Source organism: Chryseobacterium manosquense, assembly GCF_014623485.1.
GTDB classification, from domain to species: Bacteria; Bacteroidota; Bacteroidia; order Flavobacteriales; family Weeksellaceae; genus Kaistella; species Kaistella haifensis.
This window is the reverse complement of the sequence record NZ_CP060203.1, coordinates 521,823-539,213: the sequence shown is the minus strand read 5'-3', so window position 1 is coordinate 539,213 and position 17,391 is coordinate 521,823. Positions and strand designations below refer to the sequence as shown.

Annotated in this window: 15 protein-coding genes; 10 read left to right on the top strand and 5 right to left on the bottom strand. The window is 36.9% G+C overall.

All coding sequences use genetic code 11. The annotated features are described in order from the left end of the window. Positions 1-6 precede the first annotated feature (6 nt). Positions 7-360 carry a 50S ribosomal protein L19 gene (rplS, locus tag H0S70_RS02455; protein ID WP_088264890.1) on the top strand — a complete coding sequence of 118 codons (354 nt, stop codon included), beginning with the start codon at positions 7-9 and terminating at the stop codon, positions 358-360. Positions 361-497: 137 nt separating this feature from the next. Here rplS and H0S70_RS02450 read toward each other — a convergent pair whose 3' ends face one another. The 4 genes from H0S70_RS02450 to rpsA form a co-directional block, all read right to left on the bottom strand. Continuing rightward, positions 498-2,864 carry a T9SS-dependent M36 family metallopeptidase gene (locus tag H0S70_RS02450; RefSeq protein ID WP_228453825.1) on the bottom strand — a complete coding sequence of 789 codons (2,367 nt, stop codon included), beginning with the start codon at positions 2,862-2,864 and terminating at the stop codon, positions 498-500. Between the two features lie 10 nt (positions 2,865-2,874). Beyond that, complete coding sequence (locus H0S70_RS02445) at positions 2,875-4,221, bottom strand: IS5 family transposase (RefSeq protein WP_088263474.1); 1,347 nt, start codon at positions 4,219-4,221, stop codon at positions 2,875-2,877. Positions 4,222-4,307: 86 nt separating this feature from the next. Then, positions 4,308-4,550, bottom strand: coding sequence for a hypothetical protein (locus tag H0S70_RS02440; RefSeq protein WP_188321583.1), 243 nt, complete (start codon positions 4,548-4,550; stop codon positions 4,308-4,310). 241 nt (positions 4,551-4,791) lie between these two features. Then, positions 4,792-6,576 carry a 30S ribosomal protein S1 gene (gene rpsA / locus H0S70_RS02435; protein ID WP_088263790.1) on the bottom strand — a complete coding sequence of 595 codons (1,785 nt, stop codon included), beginning with the start codon at positions 6,574-6,576 and terminating at the stop codon, positions 4,792-4,794. Between the two features lie 226 nt (positions 6,577-6,802). On the opposite strand from rpsA, the gene H0S70_RS02430 reads away from it, so the two are divergent. From H0S70_RS02430 to H0S70_RS02420, 3 genes are all read left to right on the top strand, one after another. Continuing rightward, positions 6,803-8,110: a DEAD/DEAH box helicase gene (locus H0S70_RS02430; RefSeq protein ID WP_188321582.1), complete on the top strand. Its 1,308-nt coding sequence runs from the start codon at positions 6,803-6,805 to the stop codon at positions 8,108-8,110. A 55-nt stretch (positions 8,111-8,165) separates the two neighbouring features. Then, a complete protein-coding gene (locus tag H0S70_RS02425; RefSeq protein ID WP_031503928.1) occupies positions 8,166-8,507 on the top strand; it encodes a MerR family transcriptional regulator in 342 nt (113 codons plus the stop codon). 87 nt (positions 8,508-8,594) lie between these two features. Next, a complete protein-coding gene (locus H0S70_RS02420) occupies positions 8,595-9,992 on the top strand; it encodes a helix-hairpin-helix domain-containing protein (RefSeq protein ID WP_188321581.1) in 1,398 nt (465 codons plus the stop codon). Positions 9,993-10,055: 63 nt separating this feature from the next. Here the strand turns inward: H0S70_RS02420 and H0S70_RS02415 are convergent, their stop codons facing one another. Then, entirely contained in the window at positions 10,056-11,927 is a 1,872-nt protein-coding gene (locus H0S70_RS02415) for an endonuclease (protein WP_188321580.1), read from the bottom strand. 204 nt (positions 11,928-12,131) lie between these two features. Here H0S70_RS02415 and H0S70_RS02410 point away from each other — a divergent pair, with 204 nt between their 5' ends. The 6 genes from H0S70_RS02410 (at position 12,132) to thrS (ending at position 17,373) form a co-directional block, all read left to right on the top strand. Beyond that, the gene (locus tag H0S70_RS02410) at positions 12,132-13,256 is read left to right on the top strand and encodes an acyl-CoA dehydrogenase family protein (RefSeq protein WP_394367319.1); all 1,125 of its coding nucleotides are present in this window, start codon (positions 12,132-12,134) and stop codon (positions 13,254-13,256) included. A 129-nt stretch (positions 13,257-13,385) separates the two neighbouring features. Next, the gene (locus tag H0S70_RS02405; RefSeq protein WP_188321578.1) at positions 13,386-13,853 is read left to right on the top strand and encodes a pyrophosphohydrolase domain-containing protein; all 468 of its coding nucleotides are present in this window, start codon (positions 13,386-13,388) and stop codon (positions 13,851-13,853) included. 47 nt (positions 13,854-13,900) lie between these two features. Next, on the top strand, positions 13,901-14,461 hold the full coding sequence (locus tag H0S70_RS02400; RefSeq protein ID WP_188321577.1) for a TlpA family protein disulfide reductase: 561 nt from the start codon (positions 13,901-13,903) through the stop codon (positions 14,459-14,461). Between the two features lies 1 nt (position 14,462). After that, on the top strand, positions 14,463-15,074 hold the full coding sequence (locus H0S70_RS02395) for a DUF4230 domain-containing protein (protein ID WP_188321576.1): 612 nt from the start codon (positions 14,463-14,465) through the stop codon (positions 15,072-15,074). Between the two features lie 11 nt (positions 15,075-15,085). Then, the gene (locus H0S70_RS02390) at positions 15,086-15,265 is read left to right on the top strand and encodes a hypothetical protein (protein WP_188321575.1); all 180 of its coding nucleotides are present in this window, start codon (positions 15,086-15,088) and stop codon (positions 15,263-15,265) included. A gap of 188 nt (positions 15,266-15,453) precedes the next feature. Beyond that, positions 15,454-17,373 (top strand): threonine--tRNA ligase, encoded by a 1,920-nt coding sequence (thrS, locus tag H0S70_RS02385; protein WP_188321574.1) that lies wholly within the window; start codon positions 15,454-15,456, stop codon positions 17,371-17,373. The last annotated feature ends 18 nt before the right edge of the window (positions 17,374-17,391 follow it).

Below are 17,391 nucleotides of genomic sequence, written 5' to 3'. Positions count from 1 at the left end.
AAAAAAATGGATTTAGTAAAGTACGTACAAGACAAGTACATCACAAAAAAAGAATTCCCAGAATTCAAAGCCGGTGACACCATCACTGTGTATTACGAAATTAAAGAAGGTGCTAAAACAAGAACTCAGTTCTTTAAAGGTACAGTAATTCAGTTGAGAGGAACTGGTCTTACCAAGACATTTACCATCAGAAAAATGAGTGGTGATGTAGGTGTAGAGAGAGTTTTCCCAATGAACATGCCAGCTCTTCAGAAAATTGAATTAGACAGAAGAGGAAAAGTTAGAAGAGCTAGAATCTACTACTTTAGAAACCTTAGAGGTAAAAAAGCGAGAATTAAAGACGCTGCTTACAAAAAATAATTCAGACAACAACAATAGGAAAACCCATCAGATTTTTTTGATGGGTTTTTTATTGATGCTATTTTTATAAAAGTGGTATCTCATAAAAAAACCGCCTTGCTAAAAAGCAAGACGGCTATAAATATCATGACTAACAATTATTTTTTAATCATCAATTTAGAAGAGTAATTTACTCCTATTCCTGAAACTTTTACTACATATACTCCATTTACTAGAGATTGTGTATTAACTGCGTCAGTAGCAGAAATTTTCTGGCTGGAAACTAATTTTCCGGTTGCATCGAAGATTTCAACATTTACTTTTCCTAAAGTTTTGTTTGCTGATTTTAAGAAAAATTCGTTTTTCGCAGGATTTGGATAAATGTGTATACCTTTATTTACATTGACTTCCCCTGAAGCTAATACTTTTTGGCAACGCGCATCATCTGCATGCTTTGTGAAATCTTCAACCTGATCATTGATATTGGTTGTAGATCCTGAAGCTGCATTAACTCCCAGACCTCGCTTAGCAAAAACTTCCCAAATCATACATTTATCTGTTCCTTGAGTTGTTGCCTCTTCCGCTGCTAAAATAGCATCTCGACCTTGGATAAATCCAGGATTGATAGGAGTCAGTTTAAGAGCATCAACTACCAGTTGAAGAACTCTAGTGCTTCCGTTGGCGGTATTGGCCATTACATCAGAAGAATATCCATATTTTTCAACGTATTTCCAGTGCAGATCCCACAACATCGACGCCCAAACGAAACCTATCGAGTGAACATCTGGCACCAATACGCCTGAAGAATTAGCATATTCCATACCGTTAGTATCGCTGTAAACATAATTATTTACACCAAAATCCGGGGAATATGGAGCCGGACGAATCCCTCCTCCATCAATTGCTTCGGAAGAAGCATAAGTTCCTATTCCTCTAGGCACACTTGCATTGTCACCTGGTCTGTTGGTAAGCATCAAAGCAAAGAAATCAGACCAACCTTCACCCATCTGCTCTTTATTTAAACTGGAACTTAATGACCCGATAATTCTTGTAGAAATTCCGTGGCCATACTCATGGGCGATGATTCCATTATCAAAACTTCCGTCTCTGAAAATCTGTGTGGATGAATCATATTTTAAAGTAACATTAACATTTTTACCAGAATCAATAAGTCCTTTCATATAAACACCTTCAACATTCTCTACCAAAACTGAAGGAATAGTAATGGATGCGTCGGTGCCACCCATACCGGTTGTAGGAGTAGAATCTGGCATATTATAAATAATCGCAGCAGCAGCACCGGCTTCCTGTGCATTTTTCACCTTTACGGTAAAAGAACAAGTACCTCTTGGCATCAAGCCAATCTTACCGGTAAGTGAACCGGCAGGCAGTGCCGTGCAGCCGTCAGCAACCGAAGTTAAAACAACATCTCCGGTTACGCCCGTTGTTGTTAAAGTAGGACCAAATGTTGTTGAAACATAATTTTTCACTTTTCTACCAATTGCTTCTGGTGGAGTATTATAAAATACCCTTTCCGTAAGTGCCGGATTCCAAAGGTACATTTGCATCCTTGGTCTTGTTCCGTCGGACGGTGTATAGAAGTTAGCATTATCAGTTCCACCACCATCTTGCGCTTCAGCCATAACATAATCATGTTGAGAGCCACCTTTTCCGAAATTATACGCTTGGAAATTTCTAGCAGTTTCTGTAAATCCTAAGCGATAAAATACATCGTGCATTTTATTATTCATGTAGAATAAATTGGTGATCGCCGCATTCTGATTAACTGTATACTGATTATCAATTGAAAACGGGAAATCAAACATCCTGCTAGCACCACCGTCTGCATACATTCCTGCCGCGTTTTTCTTAGCTACATCATCGTAGGCCATCACGTTGTTTCCCCTAGTCGTATTATAAGAACCAGAATAACTACCTCCGGAAATTGTATGCCATCCATCAGGTGAAGCATCTAAAAACCAAGGATTAGAAACAACAGATCTACTGCCGTGACTCGGACTCTCTAAAGGCAGAGCAAATACATTATAACTTGCATCTAAAGCTGCTAAAGCAGTTGGAGCTTTAATTTCAGGAACTGATTCTTTGTCGAAATTGGTAGAAAAACCTTCTGGAGTGTGTGCAGAATAATCGTGCTGGAAAGTACCATGTGGGAAAGTACAAGAAATGGTTAAATTTTCTTTATTCACAATTTCTCCCGTTGTTGCATCAGCAAGAATATCCCAATAGTTTGAGGTACCTTTTTCTGCAAACATAAATTGATGGCAAAGTTTCAAATCTCCTTTTTCAGTAAGAAAATATACTAATTTTGTTTTGGCGAAAGAGGCTCCGTCTACATCAGCATCATCAAACTTTAGCAATTGGTAGTCGCTGCTGTTCTTCAACCCGAAATTTTGAGCCATACTGGCAAAAACATTTGCTGCAGAACGTGCTGTACTTGGTTGTGCAGCATTTACATAATTTTTAGCAAAATTTTCAGTAAGGTAATTTACTTTTTGATCTTTAATTAGTCGTTCCTTAACAATATAAATATTTTCTTTTTATTGTGAAAAAATATGCAGCAAAGAGGAAATTCTGCAAAGAAAAATATAGCCAACGAAGATTGGCTTTAAGAATCTCCATCATTTTCTTCATATTCCAGGCAGTTGCTGCTAGGAAGGCATTGATTTGAGGCCCCGTTTCTCCCATAAAGTAATTTTTAGCCAGCCTGAAATCAGTTTTTAAATGTCCGATGATAGGCTCTATGGCAGCTCTGGTTCTGAATTTTTTGCGCTTTGTTTGTTTCTGGTAGAGGGTGTCTTTTTTTCTCGGTGGACCTGGAATGGAGATTTTCACTCCTTTTATTTCCGATTTCCCTTTTCCGCCACGGTCGTAAACCAGTTCTTTGGGAAGGGGTTGGCCACCTGTTTCCATTTGTTCCAAAAGTGGTTCAATGGTGTGACCATCATAAGGGGTTTGTAAAAATGCTTTAATTGCGAGAATGATTTTTTTTCCTTTATTAGCGGTGGTGATCAAGCCCACTTTATTCCCGAATTCGTATTGTTTATGCGCTTTTCCTTTGGCGATGCATTGGGTAAAAGGTTTGTGCAGGCTGTAAATTTTATCGGTACCTTTTCTTTCCTGAGTGACGGCTTTGGAGTAAAGAGCGAGTAAATCTTTGTAGAATTCTTTTTGTTCAGGAGTAAAGTTGCGCTCCAGTTCGCGTACCATCCTCAGGGCAATAGTCTTTAATCGTCTTGCAGATTTTCTTGCTCCTTTGGCTCGCTTAGGATGTTTGCCATTATAGGTGTCACGAACCAATTGTTTACTGACTTTCGTGTAGCGTTGTCTTTGTTTTATGCCTTCTTTTTCGGCTATTTTGTTGCAATAATCAATTACTTTCTTGCACAATTTTGCATCGGTGGGAAAAGTGGTATTATTCTCCTGAACAGTAGTGTCTGATAAAACAAAGTTCGAGGTCTTCGTCTTTACATCGTGCATCCTTACGCTGTAGGCGAAGATTTTCTCAATTCCCTTCTCGCCAATTCTTTTTCGGAAATGAACCAAATTGCTCGGGTCACACGGAAACTCGTGTTCAAAGAAAACCCTGCCACAAAAATATTGCATGTAAGGATTCATAATCCAGGCTTTTTCTAAAGTCTCATCGCCCAAATTGTAAAGGTGTTTCAGAAGCAGACAGCCCACCATAAACCGGATCGGATGGCTTGCGTTTCCTTTCTTGGAATATAGGGAGGCGAATTCTTTTTCAAAATAATTCCAATCAACTTTTTCTGCAAGCAAAACAAGTTCGTGCGTATTATCAATAAAATCTATCAACATAGGACGGAATAATTCTGGCAGTTTCTCTGGATTTTTTCCCAACATATTTGCAAGGTTTTAAGGCTCTAAGATACAAAAGCCTGCAAGAAAACACAAGTGAAATATTGATTAAAACACTAATATTCAATATGTTAAACACATTTTAAGGAGCGACTAATTAGTGCGGTTGCCAATGCATTGTAAACAGGAATTCCATTAAAAGACTGTTGAACTTTAACAACATCAGCATTCATTGATTTTGAAAAATCATGAGTGATGATTTCAAAATTATTAAGGTTTGCTTTTTTTGGAAGTTGCTTTTCGCAGAAAGTTGGCTCTGAATGATGGATTTGTAGTCTTGAGCATTCGCTGCTCCAAAAGAAAACATCAAACATACCGCCGCGATTTTCAAGGGTAGATTTCTATTTTTTATATATATTAATTAATTGGCATCGAATTAATAAAAAATATCAATAAGATTTGATTTTTTAACACAAAAAATAGATAGATGTTATCAACATTCATTTTTAGGTTTAGCACGGAAAAATGTTTTTATACTGAATAATAAAATATGCAATCAAAAAAAAGGACGCCCCAGATTACTGAGGCGCCATTTTTATTAATGAAAATCAGGAATTAGTTTCCTTCCATTTTCTTTTTCAATTCAGCTAAAACGTCTAAATCACCTAGGGTAGATTTCTCTTCGTTGCTAGATGAAGCAGCTGGTTTGGAAGAAGCTTCTTTCACGTTTTTCTTCTCTTCGTCTCTGAAGGTTCCGGTGTGTGAAACTACTACTCTCTTGAATTCTTTGTTGAATTCGATTACTTTGAATTGTGCTTCTTCTCCTTTCTTGATTTTAGAACCGTCTTCTTTTTCTAATAATCTTGATGGGCAGAATGCTTCAACTTCAGCATCTTCGAACTGAACTTGTGCTCCTTTATCGAAAACTTCAGTAGCTTTTCCTGTGTGTACAGTACCTTCAGCATATTTAGTTTCGAATTTATCCCAAGGATTTTCAAAAAGTTGTTTGTGACCTAAAGAAAGTCTTCTTGCAGCGGTATCCAATTCTAGAACGATTACGTCTAATTTATCACCAACTGCACAGAATTCTGATGGATGCTTGATTTTCTTAGTCCAAGAAAGGTCAGAAATATAGATCAAACCATCGATTCCTTCTTCCAATTCTACGAAAACTCCGAAGTTAGTGAAGTTTCTTACAGTTCCTACATGTTTAGAACCTACAGGATACTTAGCTTCGATATTTGCCCAAGGATCCTGAGTAAGTTGTTTCATTCCTAAAGAGATTTTTCTGTCTTCTCTATCAAGAGTTAAAACTTCAGCTTCTACCTCATCACCTACTTTTACGAAATCACCAGCACTTCTTAAGTGAGTTGACCAAGACATTTCAGAAACGTGGATTAATCCTTCTACCCCTGGAGCAACCTCTACGAATGCACCGTAATCAGCTAGAACAACTACTTTTCCTTTAACTTTATCACCAACTTTCAAGTCAGCAGAAAGCGCATCCCATGGGTGAGCTTCCAATTGCTTCATACCTAATTGGATTCTTGTTTTCTCATCATCGAAATCAAGGATTACTACTTTTACAGTTTCTCCGTCAGAAAGGATTTCAGATGGGTGGTTTACTCTAGACCAAGAAAGGTCGGTAATGTGGATCAATCCATCAACACCACCTAGGTCTACGAATACTCCGTAAGAAGTAATATTTTTAACAGTTCCTTCAAGAACTTGTCCTTTTTCTAACTGACCGATGATTTCTCTTTTTTGACCTTCAAGATCTGCTTCGATAAGCGCTTTGTGAGATACAACAACGTTTTTGAATTCAGGGTTGATTTTCACAACTTTGAACTCCATAGTTTTACCTACGAACTGATCGTAATCTTTGATTGGCTTCACATCGATTTGAGAACCTGGTAAGAACGCTTCGATACCGTGTACGTCAACGATCATTCCACCTTTAGTTCTAGATTTTACGAAACCGTTTACGATTTCTCCAGTTTCGTGAAGTTCGTTTACTTTATCCCAAGCTTTAAGAGTTCTTGCTTTTTTGTGAGAAAGTTGCAATTGACCAGATTTGTCTTCTCTTCTGTCAACCATTACTTCTACTTCATCACCAACTTTCAATCCTTGGTTATAACGGAATTCGTTTAATGAAATAACCCCTTCAGATTTGAAGTTGATATCTACGATAGCTTCTTTATCAGTAAGTCTTACAACTTTTCCTACCAATACATCGTTATCGCTAAGGTTGTTAAGAGATCCGTTATAGATTTCCTCTAAATCACTTTTCTCTTTTCTTGCATCAGCATCTAATCCTGATTCGAAAGAATCCCAATCAAATTGTTCTGGTGCTACGTTTTGGTTTAATAAAACCTCTGCTGAATTTGTCTCTTTTGACATTTTCTAATAAAATTTGTATTCCATCTTTCTCGTTGCTTGGCCCAATGTGGTTTACGAAAAATACGGAAGTTGTTAGTTATGAATATTTTAACTTTGCCAAACGCTCCCACAAAAAGTGGTGCAAAATTAAGAAAATATTTGATAATTGCAATATTTTCAGAACTTTAAATCATATTTCTTCTACACTCGATTTCTCAAACAAAGCCCTTTTCTTTACCTTTGCAATATGAATTTAGAATCCATCTTCCAAAAACTGCAGATTCAAGACATGAATCAGATGCAGAAATCCACCTATACTGCGACCGAAAACGAAACCGACGTCATTCTGCTATCGCCCACAGGATCAGGGAAAACACTCGCTTTTCTATTCCCTTTGCTTAGAAATTTAAAAAAAGAAAACACCGACATTCAGGCCATGATTCTCGTTCCGGCAAGAGAACTTGCACTGCAAATTGAACAGGTTTTCAAACAAATGGGTACCGATTTCAAAGTTTCTATTTGCTACGGAGGTCACGATAAAAAAATCGAAATCAACAATTTCAGAGAGGCTCCTGCGGTTTTGATTGGAACTCCAGGAAGAATCGCATATCATTTAAGAAACCAAAATTTTGATCCTACTACCATTAAAACTTTGGTTTTAGATGAATTCGACAAAGCTTTGGAACTTGGTTTCGAGGAAGATATGAATGAAATTATTGAAGCTTTAGAAAACAATTCCCAGCGAATTCTTACTTCGGCAACTGCGATGGATAAAATTCCGGATTTTGTGGGCTTAAAGAATGAAAAAACCATTAATTTCCTTAAACTTCAAGAAACCAAACCGGACATCCAATTGCGAAGAGTAATGACGATTTCCGAGGAAAAACTCGATACTTTATTCCATTTAATATGTAAAATAGGGAATAAAAGAACCCTGATTTTCTGCAATCACCGCGATGCAGTCGATCGAATTTCTGAATTATTGAGGGAAAAAGGAATCCAACGAGAAACCTTCCATGGCGGTATGGAACAAGACGAAAGAGAACGCGCGTTGCTGAAATTCCGAAACGATTCCGCAAGAATTCTCATTACCACCGATTTGGCAGCAAGAGGCTTGGATATTCCGGAAGTAGAATCGATTGTGCATTATCAACTTCCGCCAAAAGAAGACGCTTTCATCCACCGAAATGGGCGAACCGCCAGAATGAATGCCAAAGGTTTTGCGTATTTAATAATGACTGAAGACGAAAATTTCCCATTCATTAAAAATAATACGCCAGAAGAAAGCGTTGCCGGTTTCGACAAAGCGCCGGAGCGAACACCCAACCAAACCATTTACATCAGTGCCGGAAAAAAAGACAAAGTCAACAAAGTTGATATTGTTGGTTACCTAATCAAAAAAGGTGGTGTAGGAAAAGATGACATTGGTTTAATCGAGGTAAAAGACACAACTTCTTACGTGGCTGTCAACCGAAAAAAAACCATCGAATTGCTCAAACAATTAGCCAACGAAAAGTTGAAAGGTAAAAAAGTGAAAATTGAAATCGCTTATTGAGTTTATTAATCCATAAATAGTATATTTGTCATCTTCAAAAAGTTTTTGATTACAAATGAAACTTAATCTTCCTGACAAGCTCTATTATTCTATTGGCGAAGTTGCGAAAGCATTCAATGTCAACACTTCCCTAATTCGCTATTGGGAACAGGAATTCCCTATCATCAAGCCAAAGAAAAATAAAAAGGGAAACCGCTATTTCACCCCTGAAGATCTGAAAAATTTGCAAATCATCTATCATTTGGTGAAAGAAAAAGGCTACACTTTGGATGGCGCAAGAATCGCTTTGGCGACCAATTCTAAAATCTCAGAAACCATCACCATGATCGATCGTTTGGAGTTTGTAAAGGCTGAATTACAGAAGCTTAAAGATTCTCTTGTCGATAAACCGGAATAAAAAAAGGTGTTTTCACTCATCAAAAAATAGCATTTTTTTATTACTAAAAAAAAGAAAATTTGTAGTAAGTTTGTAGAAAGATTTGTTATGAGTTCTCCATTTCAATTTTCTGCAGCTAAGAATTATTTTCTTGGTTTTGCTACTTCAGGAGCTATTCTATTGGGCGGACTTTTCTATTTTGATTACGATAAAAACAAAGAATCCGAGGTTGATCCCACTGAAAAAATTGAATTTGCAAACGTAGAAAAAACCGAATTACAAGAATTCGATCCAAATGATTTGGATGAAAATGGATGGAAAAAACTCGGATTTTCGGAAAAACAAGTAGCTACGATTCTGAAATACAAAAACATCGTTGGCGGAGAATTTACCTCAAAAGCACAACTAAAAAAATGCTATTCGATTTCCGAGGAAAAATTCAATGAATTAGAACCTTATATTCTGCTTCCGGAAAATTCTGAAAACTCCTACGAAAACGGAAATTATCGATCTTTTTACAGTTCCAATCAAGGAAATTACGAGAAAAAAGAGCTTCAAATTCCAGGGAAATTCAATCCAGACAATTTCAGCGCTGCAGATTTTGTAAAAATGGGTTTCACTGAAAGACAGGCCAATTCAATTCTGAAATACAAACAATATCTTGGCGGAAGCTTTATCAGCAAAGAGAAATTTAAAGATTGCTTCATCATCAGCGAAGAAAATTTCCGGAAAATGGAACCTTATCTTCTGCTTCCGGAAAAAACTCCGGAAAACTATGTTACAAAAACTAATTTCAAAAGCAATTCTACGGAAAAAGAAAAAATTTCTTACGAAAAATTTGATCCCAATATTACCGATTTAGAAGGTTGGCGAAAACTCGGTTTTTCTGAAAAACAGGCGCAAGTGATCGTCAATTATCGCGACCGAAATTTGAAAGGAAGTTTCAAAAATTTGCAAGAAATTGCCCGATGTTTTGTGATTTCGGAAGAAAAATTCGAGGAAATGAAACCTTATATTGTATTGAATCCTGAAAATTTCAAAGCAAATGCTCCGCAAAAGGCAGGAAATGCATCATTTGTTTCAAATTCAAAATCTGAAAGCGCTCCGGAAGCAAAAACAGACTTCGCAAAAACCGACTTGAACCAAATTACTTTCAAACAACTTTTAGAATTTGGCTTTGATGAAAAAAGCGCTGGAATGATCCTAAATTACAGGAAAAAACTTGGTGGTTTTGTTACCAGACAACAAATTGTTGACACCTATGATATCGACAAAGAATTAGCGCAGAAATTGGTTGCCGTAGCAAGATTGGACCATTCTAAAGTTCCGAAATACACTTTAGTTTCCGCTCCCGAAGAATGGCTGAAATCGCATCCTTATTTTAAATATTCTGCGGATAAAATTATTTACTATCGAATTTCATATCCTGATGATAAAAAGATTTGGAAATTCCTGAAATTAAAACCAGAATACGAGGCTCGAATGAGGCTTTACTTAAATGATTAAAGTTTTTAAACAAAAATCCCCACAACTGTTTGCGGGGATTTTCGTTTTTGTATTTTCAAGTGATTATTTTTTGATAAACTTCACCGCGCGATGATCGATTTTTAGGATATAAACTCCCGGTTTCACATGCTGAACATTCCATGAATTTCCATTTTTGAAAGGATTATTTTCCTGCATCAACAATTTACCGGAAGCATCAACCAAAGAAACTTTCTGAACTTTTTCAAGTTGTTTTCCTTTTACCGAAAGCCAATCGCCAACAGGATTCGGATAGACAGAAAAATCATTTTCACTAAAAATAGAAACATCTGTTGCATCTAAAATTCCTAAATTTTCGCAGTAGTTTGTTTCGTGACTTTGCCATTCTGCAAGATCAAAATTAGCAGTCGGTTGCTTCACGGAATTTGATCGATACAGTGAAATATTACCCAGAGTTGAAAAATTACTCATATCTTTCGTACCCATCGCATCAACCGTTTGGGAACCATAACGAAGTTCCAAATATTGGCTTCCTGCGAAAGTCATTTGAGGTGCGGCTGTCACAAATTTAGACTGCTCATTCGAGATACAGGATAACTCAGCGTTTGGATTTAAAATAACAAAAGTTTCGTTGTTTTGAACCGTTCCCTCCAATTCAAATGGTGCAGGAAAATAATAATTGGTTCCGCTATAAAGCTGGATGCTCAATCTATATTTATCCAAATTTACGGAATGGCCGGTTTTATTGGTTATTTCAATCGCTTTATTATTTGCGGTTCCTTCGATATATTTGGTAATCATTAAATCTTTCGCAAAAATATCATTTGGCAAAGTCGTCACAGAAATCAAATTACTTTCAGAAGATTCCAAATAACCATTATCATAAGCTTTTACTGTAAACTGATACGCCGTAGAAGGCAGAAGATGGTCGATATCGACAGAAGTATTTTTTGTAGTGGCCACTAAAACGCCATTTTGGTAAATTTTATAGCCGATAACATCCGTATCCGGAGATGCATTCCAATTTAAAGTTACGAAATATGCGCTGGTTTTCGCCACATTTAAATTACTTGGAGCTTGCGGAACCGCTGCATCAGGAGTTTGAGACCAAATCGCATTCACCCATTCCGGATGATCAATGAATGGATTTCTGTTTTTCTGAATCGCATAAACCGCATTATTTCGATCAATTTCTTTCTGAGAAACCGGATCCTGAGCATTCCATTGAAGCAACAGCGCCAAATACCAATTTTCGAAAGATTTTTCCTCGGTTCCATCTAGCGGACTGGTATCATTGGCTGCAGAAGAACCGTTGTAGAAATTGAAAGAGCTTAATTTTCCTTCATATCTTACCGCAAAATAAAGCAAACTTCTTGCGATATCACCTTTAAATTCATCGATTGGTTCGTACACTCTTCCCGAATATCCCGAACCGGCAGTTGCATTGGTATTGATTTTTGATCCGTTGGTAAAAGTATAAAAAGGCGTTGTGCTTGCTTTTGCAATACCATAAGGATAATTGCTTCTCAATTGATTAATTCTCGCATCGGTCGGAATTACATAAAACAAATCCGAATACATTGGATAGTTACTATTGAAAGTACTTTGCGGCATCATGTGTTCGCGGTTCCAGCCTTGTCCTTCTGCGCTTGCAGAACCTACAATATTTGCGGTGGTATATTCGTACGAATCGGATCCGTTGGGAATTTCAGAGTAAATATCTAATAAAATTGTGGTGTTCGATGCATCATGATCGTAATATTTATCCAAATCGGTTTGGTTATAAAAATTGGTCAAATCGCCATAATGCCAATTGATGTTTTTCTCCGAAATAATCTGGTGAAGTTTCGATTTCAGGACATATCCCGTAAGTGTTGAAGTACCATCATAATATCCGGAAGGCGCTTGAGCTTCAGCTATAAACGGCAATAAAATCAAAAATAAAATTCTTTTCATTTACTAAAAATTTGGCTTGCAATTTAGTCAAATTACTTGCTTAGGAGACGTAATAATTATTAATTTTTCGTAATCTTTTAACAATAAATTTCTAATTAAAAAAAAAAATGAAGTTCGCATGAATATTATTTTTATTTTCAAAATTCGCCAATTTAATTATCTTTGATTACAAATAAGAAATAAACAAATATGAATAGTGAAACAATGAGCAACATCGCAATGATTGCAGAAACCGCAAAAGATTTTGCAGAAAAAAACATCCGCCCAAATATTATGGAATGGGACGAAAGTCAAACATTTCCGGTAGAACTTTTTCATCAATTGGGTGAAATGGGATTTATGGGAATTGTAATTCCCGAAGAATACGGAGGATCTGGTTTGGGTTATCATGAATATGTGGCAATTTTAGATGAAATTTCTCAGGTTGATCCATCAATTGGTTTGTCAGTTGCCGCTCATAACTCACTTTGTACCAATCATATATATGAATTCGGAAACGAAGAGCAACGCAAAAAATGGCTTCCTCAACTCGCTTCCGGAAAAGTAATCGGAGCATGGGGACTTACCGAACACAATACAGGTTCAGATTCCGGCGGGATGAGCACAACAGCTGTAAAAGACGGCGACGAATGGGTTTTGAACGGCGCTAAAAACTTTATCACCCACGCAATTTCCGGTGATATCGCGGTGGTAATGACCAGAACGGGCGAAATAGGAGCAAAAAACAATTCTACGGCTTTCGTTTTGGAAAAAGGAATGCCCGGATTTTCTTCAGGTAAAAAAGAAAACAAACTCGGAATGAGAGCTTCCGAAACTGCCGAACTTATCTTTGACAATGTAAGAGTTCCCGATTCTCACCGATTAGGAGAAGTGGGCTCCGGTTTCAAACAAGCGATGAAAATTCTTGACGGTGGAAGAATCTCCATCGCTGCTCTTAGTTTAGGAATCGCAAGAGGTGCTTACAAAGCCGCTTTGAAATATTCACTAGAAAGAAAACAGTTCGGAAAAGCCATCAACGAATTTCAGGCAATTAATTTCATGCTTGCAGATATGGCTACAGAAATCGACGCTGCGGAACTATTGATTCAACGTGCTTCCAACTTGAAAAACGCGAAAAAACCAATGACCAAAGAAGGTGCAATGGCAAAATTGTACGCCTCCGAAGCTTGTGTAAGAATCGCTAACAATGCCGTTCAGGTTTTCGGCGGTTATGGTTATACAAAGGATTTCCCGGTAGAAAAATTCTACAGAGATTCCAAACTTTGTACTATTGGAGAAGGAACTTCGGAAATCCAAAGATTGGTTATCGGAAGAGAAATTTCTAAATAAAAATTACAGACTTTATTCATTTTAAATATAAAAAGCATCGAAATTCGGTGCTTTTTTTCATGCTTTATTTAAAAAAGTCTTTACCAAAAATCATTTTTGATTTTCTATATTTGTTTAAATTTAATTTTAATGGAAAAAATAGATTCGCTGAACCAAGTTGCAGAATTCCACAAAACCTTTAACGCACCAGTCTTAGAAATGCCTCAAATTCCTTCAAAAGAAAGATGCGAATTGAGAATTTCCCTGCTTCAGGAAGAATTAAATGAGTTGAAAGAAGCCATTTCTGATCAAAATATGGTAGAAATCGCAGATGCACTTTGCGATTTGCAATATGTTTTAAGTGGCGCAGTTTTAGAATTTGGTTTGGGCGAAAAATTTGTGGAAATGTTCAATGAAGTACACCGCTCGAACATGTCGAAAGCTTGCGAAAATCAGCAACAGGCAGACGAAACTATCGCTTTTTATGCCGAAAAAGGTGAAGAAGCTTTCTCGGAAATTTCCGGAAACAAAATTAATGTTCACCGAAAATCTGATCATAAAGTATTGAAAAACAAATATTATTCACCTGCAGATTTGGCAACTATTTTGAAGAAATAAAATTCACATTTTTCCAATTTTTATTTTAAAAAAACAAGTATTCATCAATGAAAAAAATTACGAAAACCCTTTTGATTACTGCCACTTCCCTACTCACTTTTCAATCTTGTGATTCGCAGAAAGTAGTCGTAAACCGCGAAGTTGAAACTACCAATGACGGAAAAATGCTCCTCGGAACACAAACCAAAAACCAGTTTCAAAAAGCACCATACAGCGATTGGTATGTGAAAGAACATGATGAATACGCCATTGACCAAAAAACAGTTGATGAACTTAAGAAAGAAAAACTTAATTCTTACGGAATAACCCTTGTGATGGGAACTTGGTGCGAGGATAGCCACCGAGAAGTTCCACGACTGATGAAAATTTTGGAAAGCATGAATTTCCCTGAACAAAAATTGAAAATCATCGCTGTGAACCGGAAAAAAGAAGCTCCAAACGGCGAAGAAGGCGTTTACAATATCCAAAGAGTCCCAACCATTATCGTACAAAAATATGGCAAAGAAATTGGAAGGATTATTGAATACCCAACAACCGGTTATCTGGAAAGAGACCTTCTGGAAATCCTTAAAAAAGACAATACTACACTTAAAGACCTATTAAAATAAATTGAAAACAGACAAAAAAATTTTACCTTTCATATTAGGAGCAATCGCAATGTTGCTCGCATTTTTCATTTGGAACAGTTTGACAAAAAAGAAAGACGATCAAGTGCAAAACGATTACTACATTATCACCAATCAAATCAAAAAAATGAACAAAATGGTGGTCATGGAACAGGATTTTTCGAGCATGCAGAAAACTAAAATAACTTCCGAGCTTTTTGGCGGAATGCTTCCCAGTATGGAAAAAGAGCTCATTACTTTTACCAAAACAAATGCGCAGGTTTCTTACGATCTAAATAAAATGAAAATTGATGTTGATTCCACCAACAAAAAACTAATCATCAGAGAGTTGCCAACGGCCGAGATACGAATAATCCCAAGTGTAGAAATACAGTCCATGGATGATTCTTTCCTCGATCGTTTTGACCAAAAAGATTTGCAAAAAATAACCAAATCTGCGAAAGACAATGCTTACAAAACCGTGAATCAGGAGCGACTACGAAGCGAAGGAAGAAAACAATTGTTAGAAAATCTTGATCATATTTTCGTTTTGGCAAAGGCTTTGAATTATAAAATTGAAGACCATACCGGTCAAATCGATTCATCAAAACTTTAAAAAAATGATTTATGGAAAAAGATAAAGAACAACCGGCACAAACAAAAAAAGAAAACCAGGATTTGCCAAACATTCCCGCATCATCCGATAAAATGAACTCCGAAAAAACAGTAAAGCGGCAGATTAAGGAATCTTCTAAGCTTAATAAAGACGGCAAAACCGATAATACAAAAAACGAGAGCAGAAATTAAATTTTCTGCTTTTTTTATCATTAAACCTCATTTACATTTTCCATTAATTATAGAATTTTCTACATTACAACTGGAAATTTATTTACGAATAATTGGAAATTAATAACCAGAAGTAAAATTCCCTCAAAAACAAAATAAAAAATTAGTAGAAATTCCGTATTTTTGCCACTTAAAATTTTTAATTCAGTATGATAAAAATTACACTTCCCGACGGAAGCATCAGAGAATTCGAAAGCGTGGTAACACCGCTTGAGGTAGCAAAATCAATAAGTGAAGGTTTGGCAAGAAACACCATTTCCGCAATCGTAAACGGAACACAGGTAGAAATCACGACGCCTATAAGCACAGATTCTTCGCTACAGCTTCTGACGTGGAATGATGATATGGGGAAAAAAGCATTCTGGCATTCTTCTGCGCACCTTTTGGCGCAGGCGATCATGGAATTTTATCCTCATGCCAAACTCACCATTGGTCCTGCAATCGATAGCGGATTTTATTATGATGTAGATTTTGGTGACAAAAGTCTTTCGGAAAAAGATTTCGAAAAAATCGAAAAGAAAATGCTCGAAAACGCTAAGAAAGATTCTACTTTCAATCTTTATTCGGTATCAAAAGCCGATGCTTTGAAGGAATATGAAGGCAATGAATATAAAACCGAGCTCATTTCTAATTTAAACGATGGCGAAATAACTTTCTGCTCCCACGATAATTTTACCGATTTATGTCGCGGTGGACACATTCCATCTACAGGCATCGTGAAAGCGGTGAAAATTTTAAACGCAGCCGGAGCTTATTGGCGAGGTGATGAAAAAAACAAGCAACTTACCCGAGTTTATGCTATTTCTTTCCCAAAACAGAAAGATTTAACAGAATATTTAGAAAGATTAGAAGAAGCGAAACGCCGCGACCACCGAAAACTCGGAAAGGAATTGGGCATTTACGCATTCTCGGAAAAAGTGGGAGCCGGACTTCCGTTGTGGTTACCAAAAGGAACTGCATTAAGAAAAAAATTGGAAAACTTCCTTTCTGATGCTCAGAAAAAATCAGGTTACGAATTCGTGATGACTCCACACATCGGAGCTAAAGAATTGTACGTAACTTCCGGTCACTGGGATAAATATGGTGCAGACAGTTTCCAGCCAATTAAAACACCTAATGAAGGTGAAGAATTCATGCTGAAACCAATGAACTGCCCTCACCACTGCGAAATATACAAAGTTGGACAATGGTCTTATAAAGATTTGCCAAAAAGATATGCAGAATTCGGAACTGTTTATCGTTATGAACAATCCGGAGAACTTCACGGATTAACAAGAGTACGTGGATTTACCCAAGATGATGCACACCTTTTCTGTACTCCTGATCAGCTTTTGGCTGAATTTGAAAACGTAATCGATTTGACACTTTATGTATTTCGATCGTTAGGTTTTGAGGATTTTGTAACGCAAGTTTCACTTAGAGATCCTGAAAATAAAGAAAAGTATATCGGAAGTGACGAAAACTGGAAAAAAGCAGAAGATGCAATTATTCAAGCTGCGGAGAAGAAAGGTTTAAAAACCATTGTTGAATACGGTGAAGCTGCATTCTACGGACCAAAACTCGATTTCATGGTGAAGGATGCTTTAGGCAGAAGTTGGCAATTGGGAACCATTCAAGTGGATTATAATTTGCCAGAAAGATTTGACCTTCACTACATTGGAAGCGATAACGAAAAACACAGACCTGTGATGATTCACCGTGCGCCGTTTGGTTCTATGGAGAGATTCATCGCGATTTTATTGGAAAATACCGCAGGAGATTTCCCGTTGTGGCTCGCTCCGGATCAATTCACGATTTTGCCGATTAGTGAAAAATACGTTGATTATGCAAAAAAAGTTTCACAATTGCTAGAAAATCACGATATTTGCGGGCTGATTGACGACAGAAACGAGAAAACGGGCAAAAAAATCCGTGATGCTGAGTTGAAAAAACTTCCATTTATGCTAGTTGTAGGTGAAAATGAAGAAGTTAGCGGAACAGTTTCTGTAAGAAGAAGAGGCGAAGGAGATTTAGGAACGATGACTATAGAAGAATTCATCTCCTACTTCAAAAAAGAATCAAAAATTTAGAATTAACTTTAAAACATA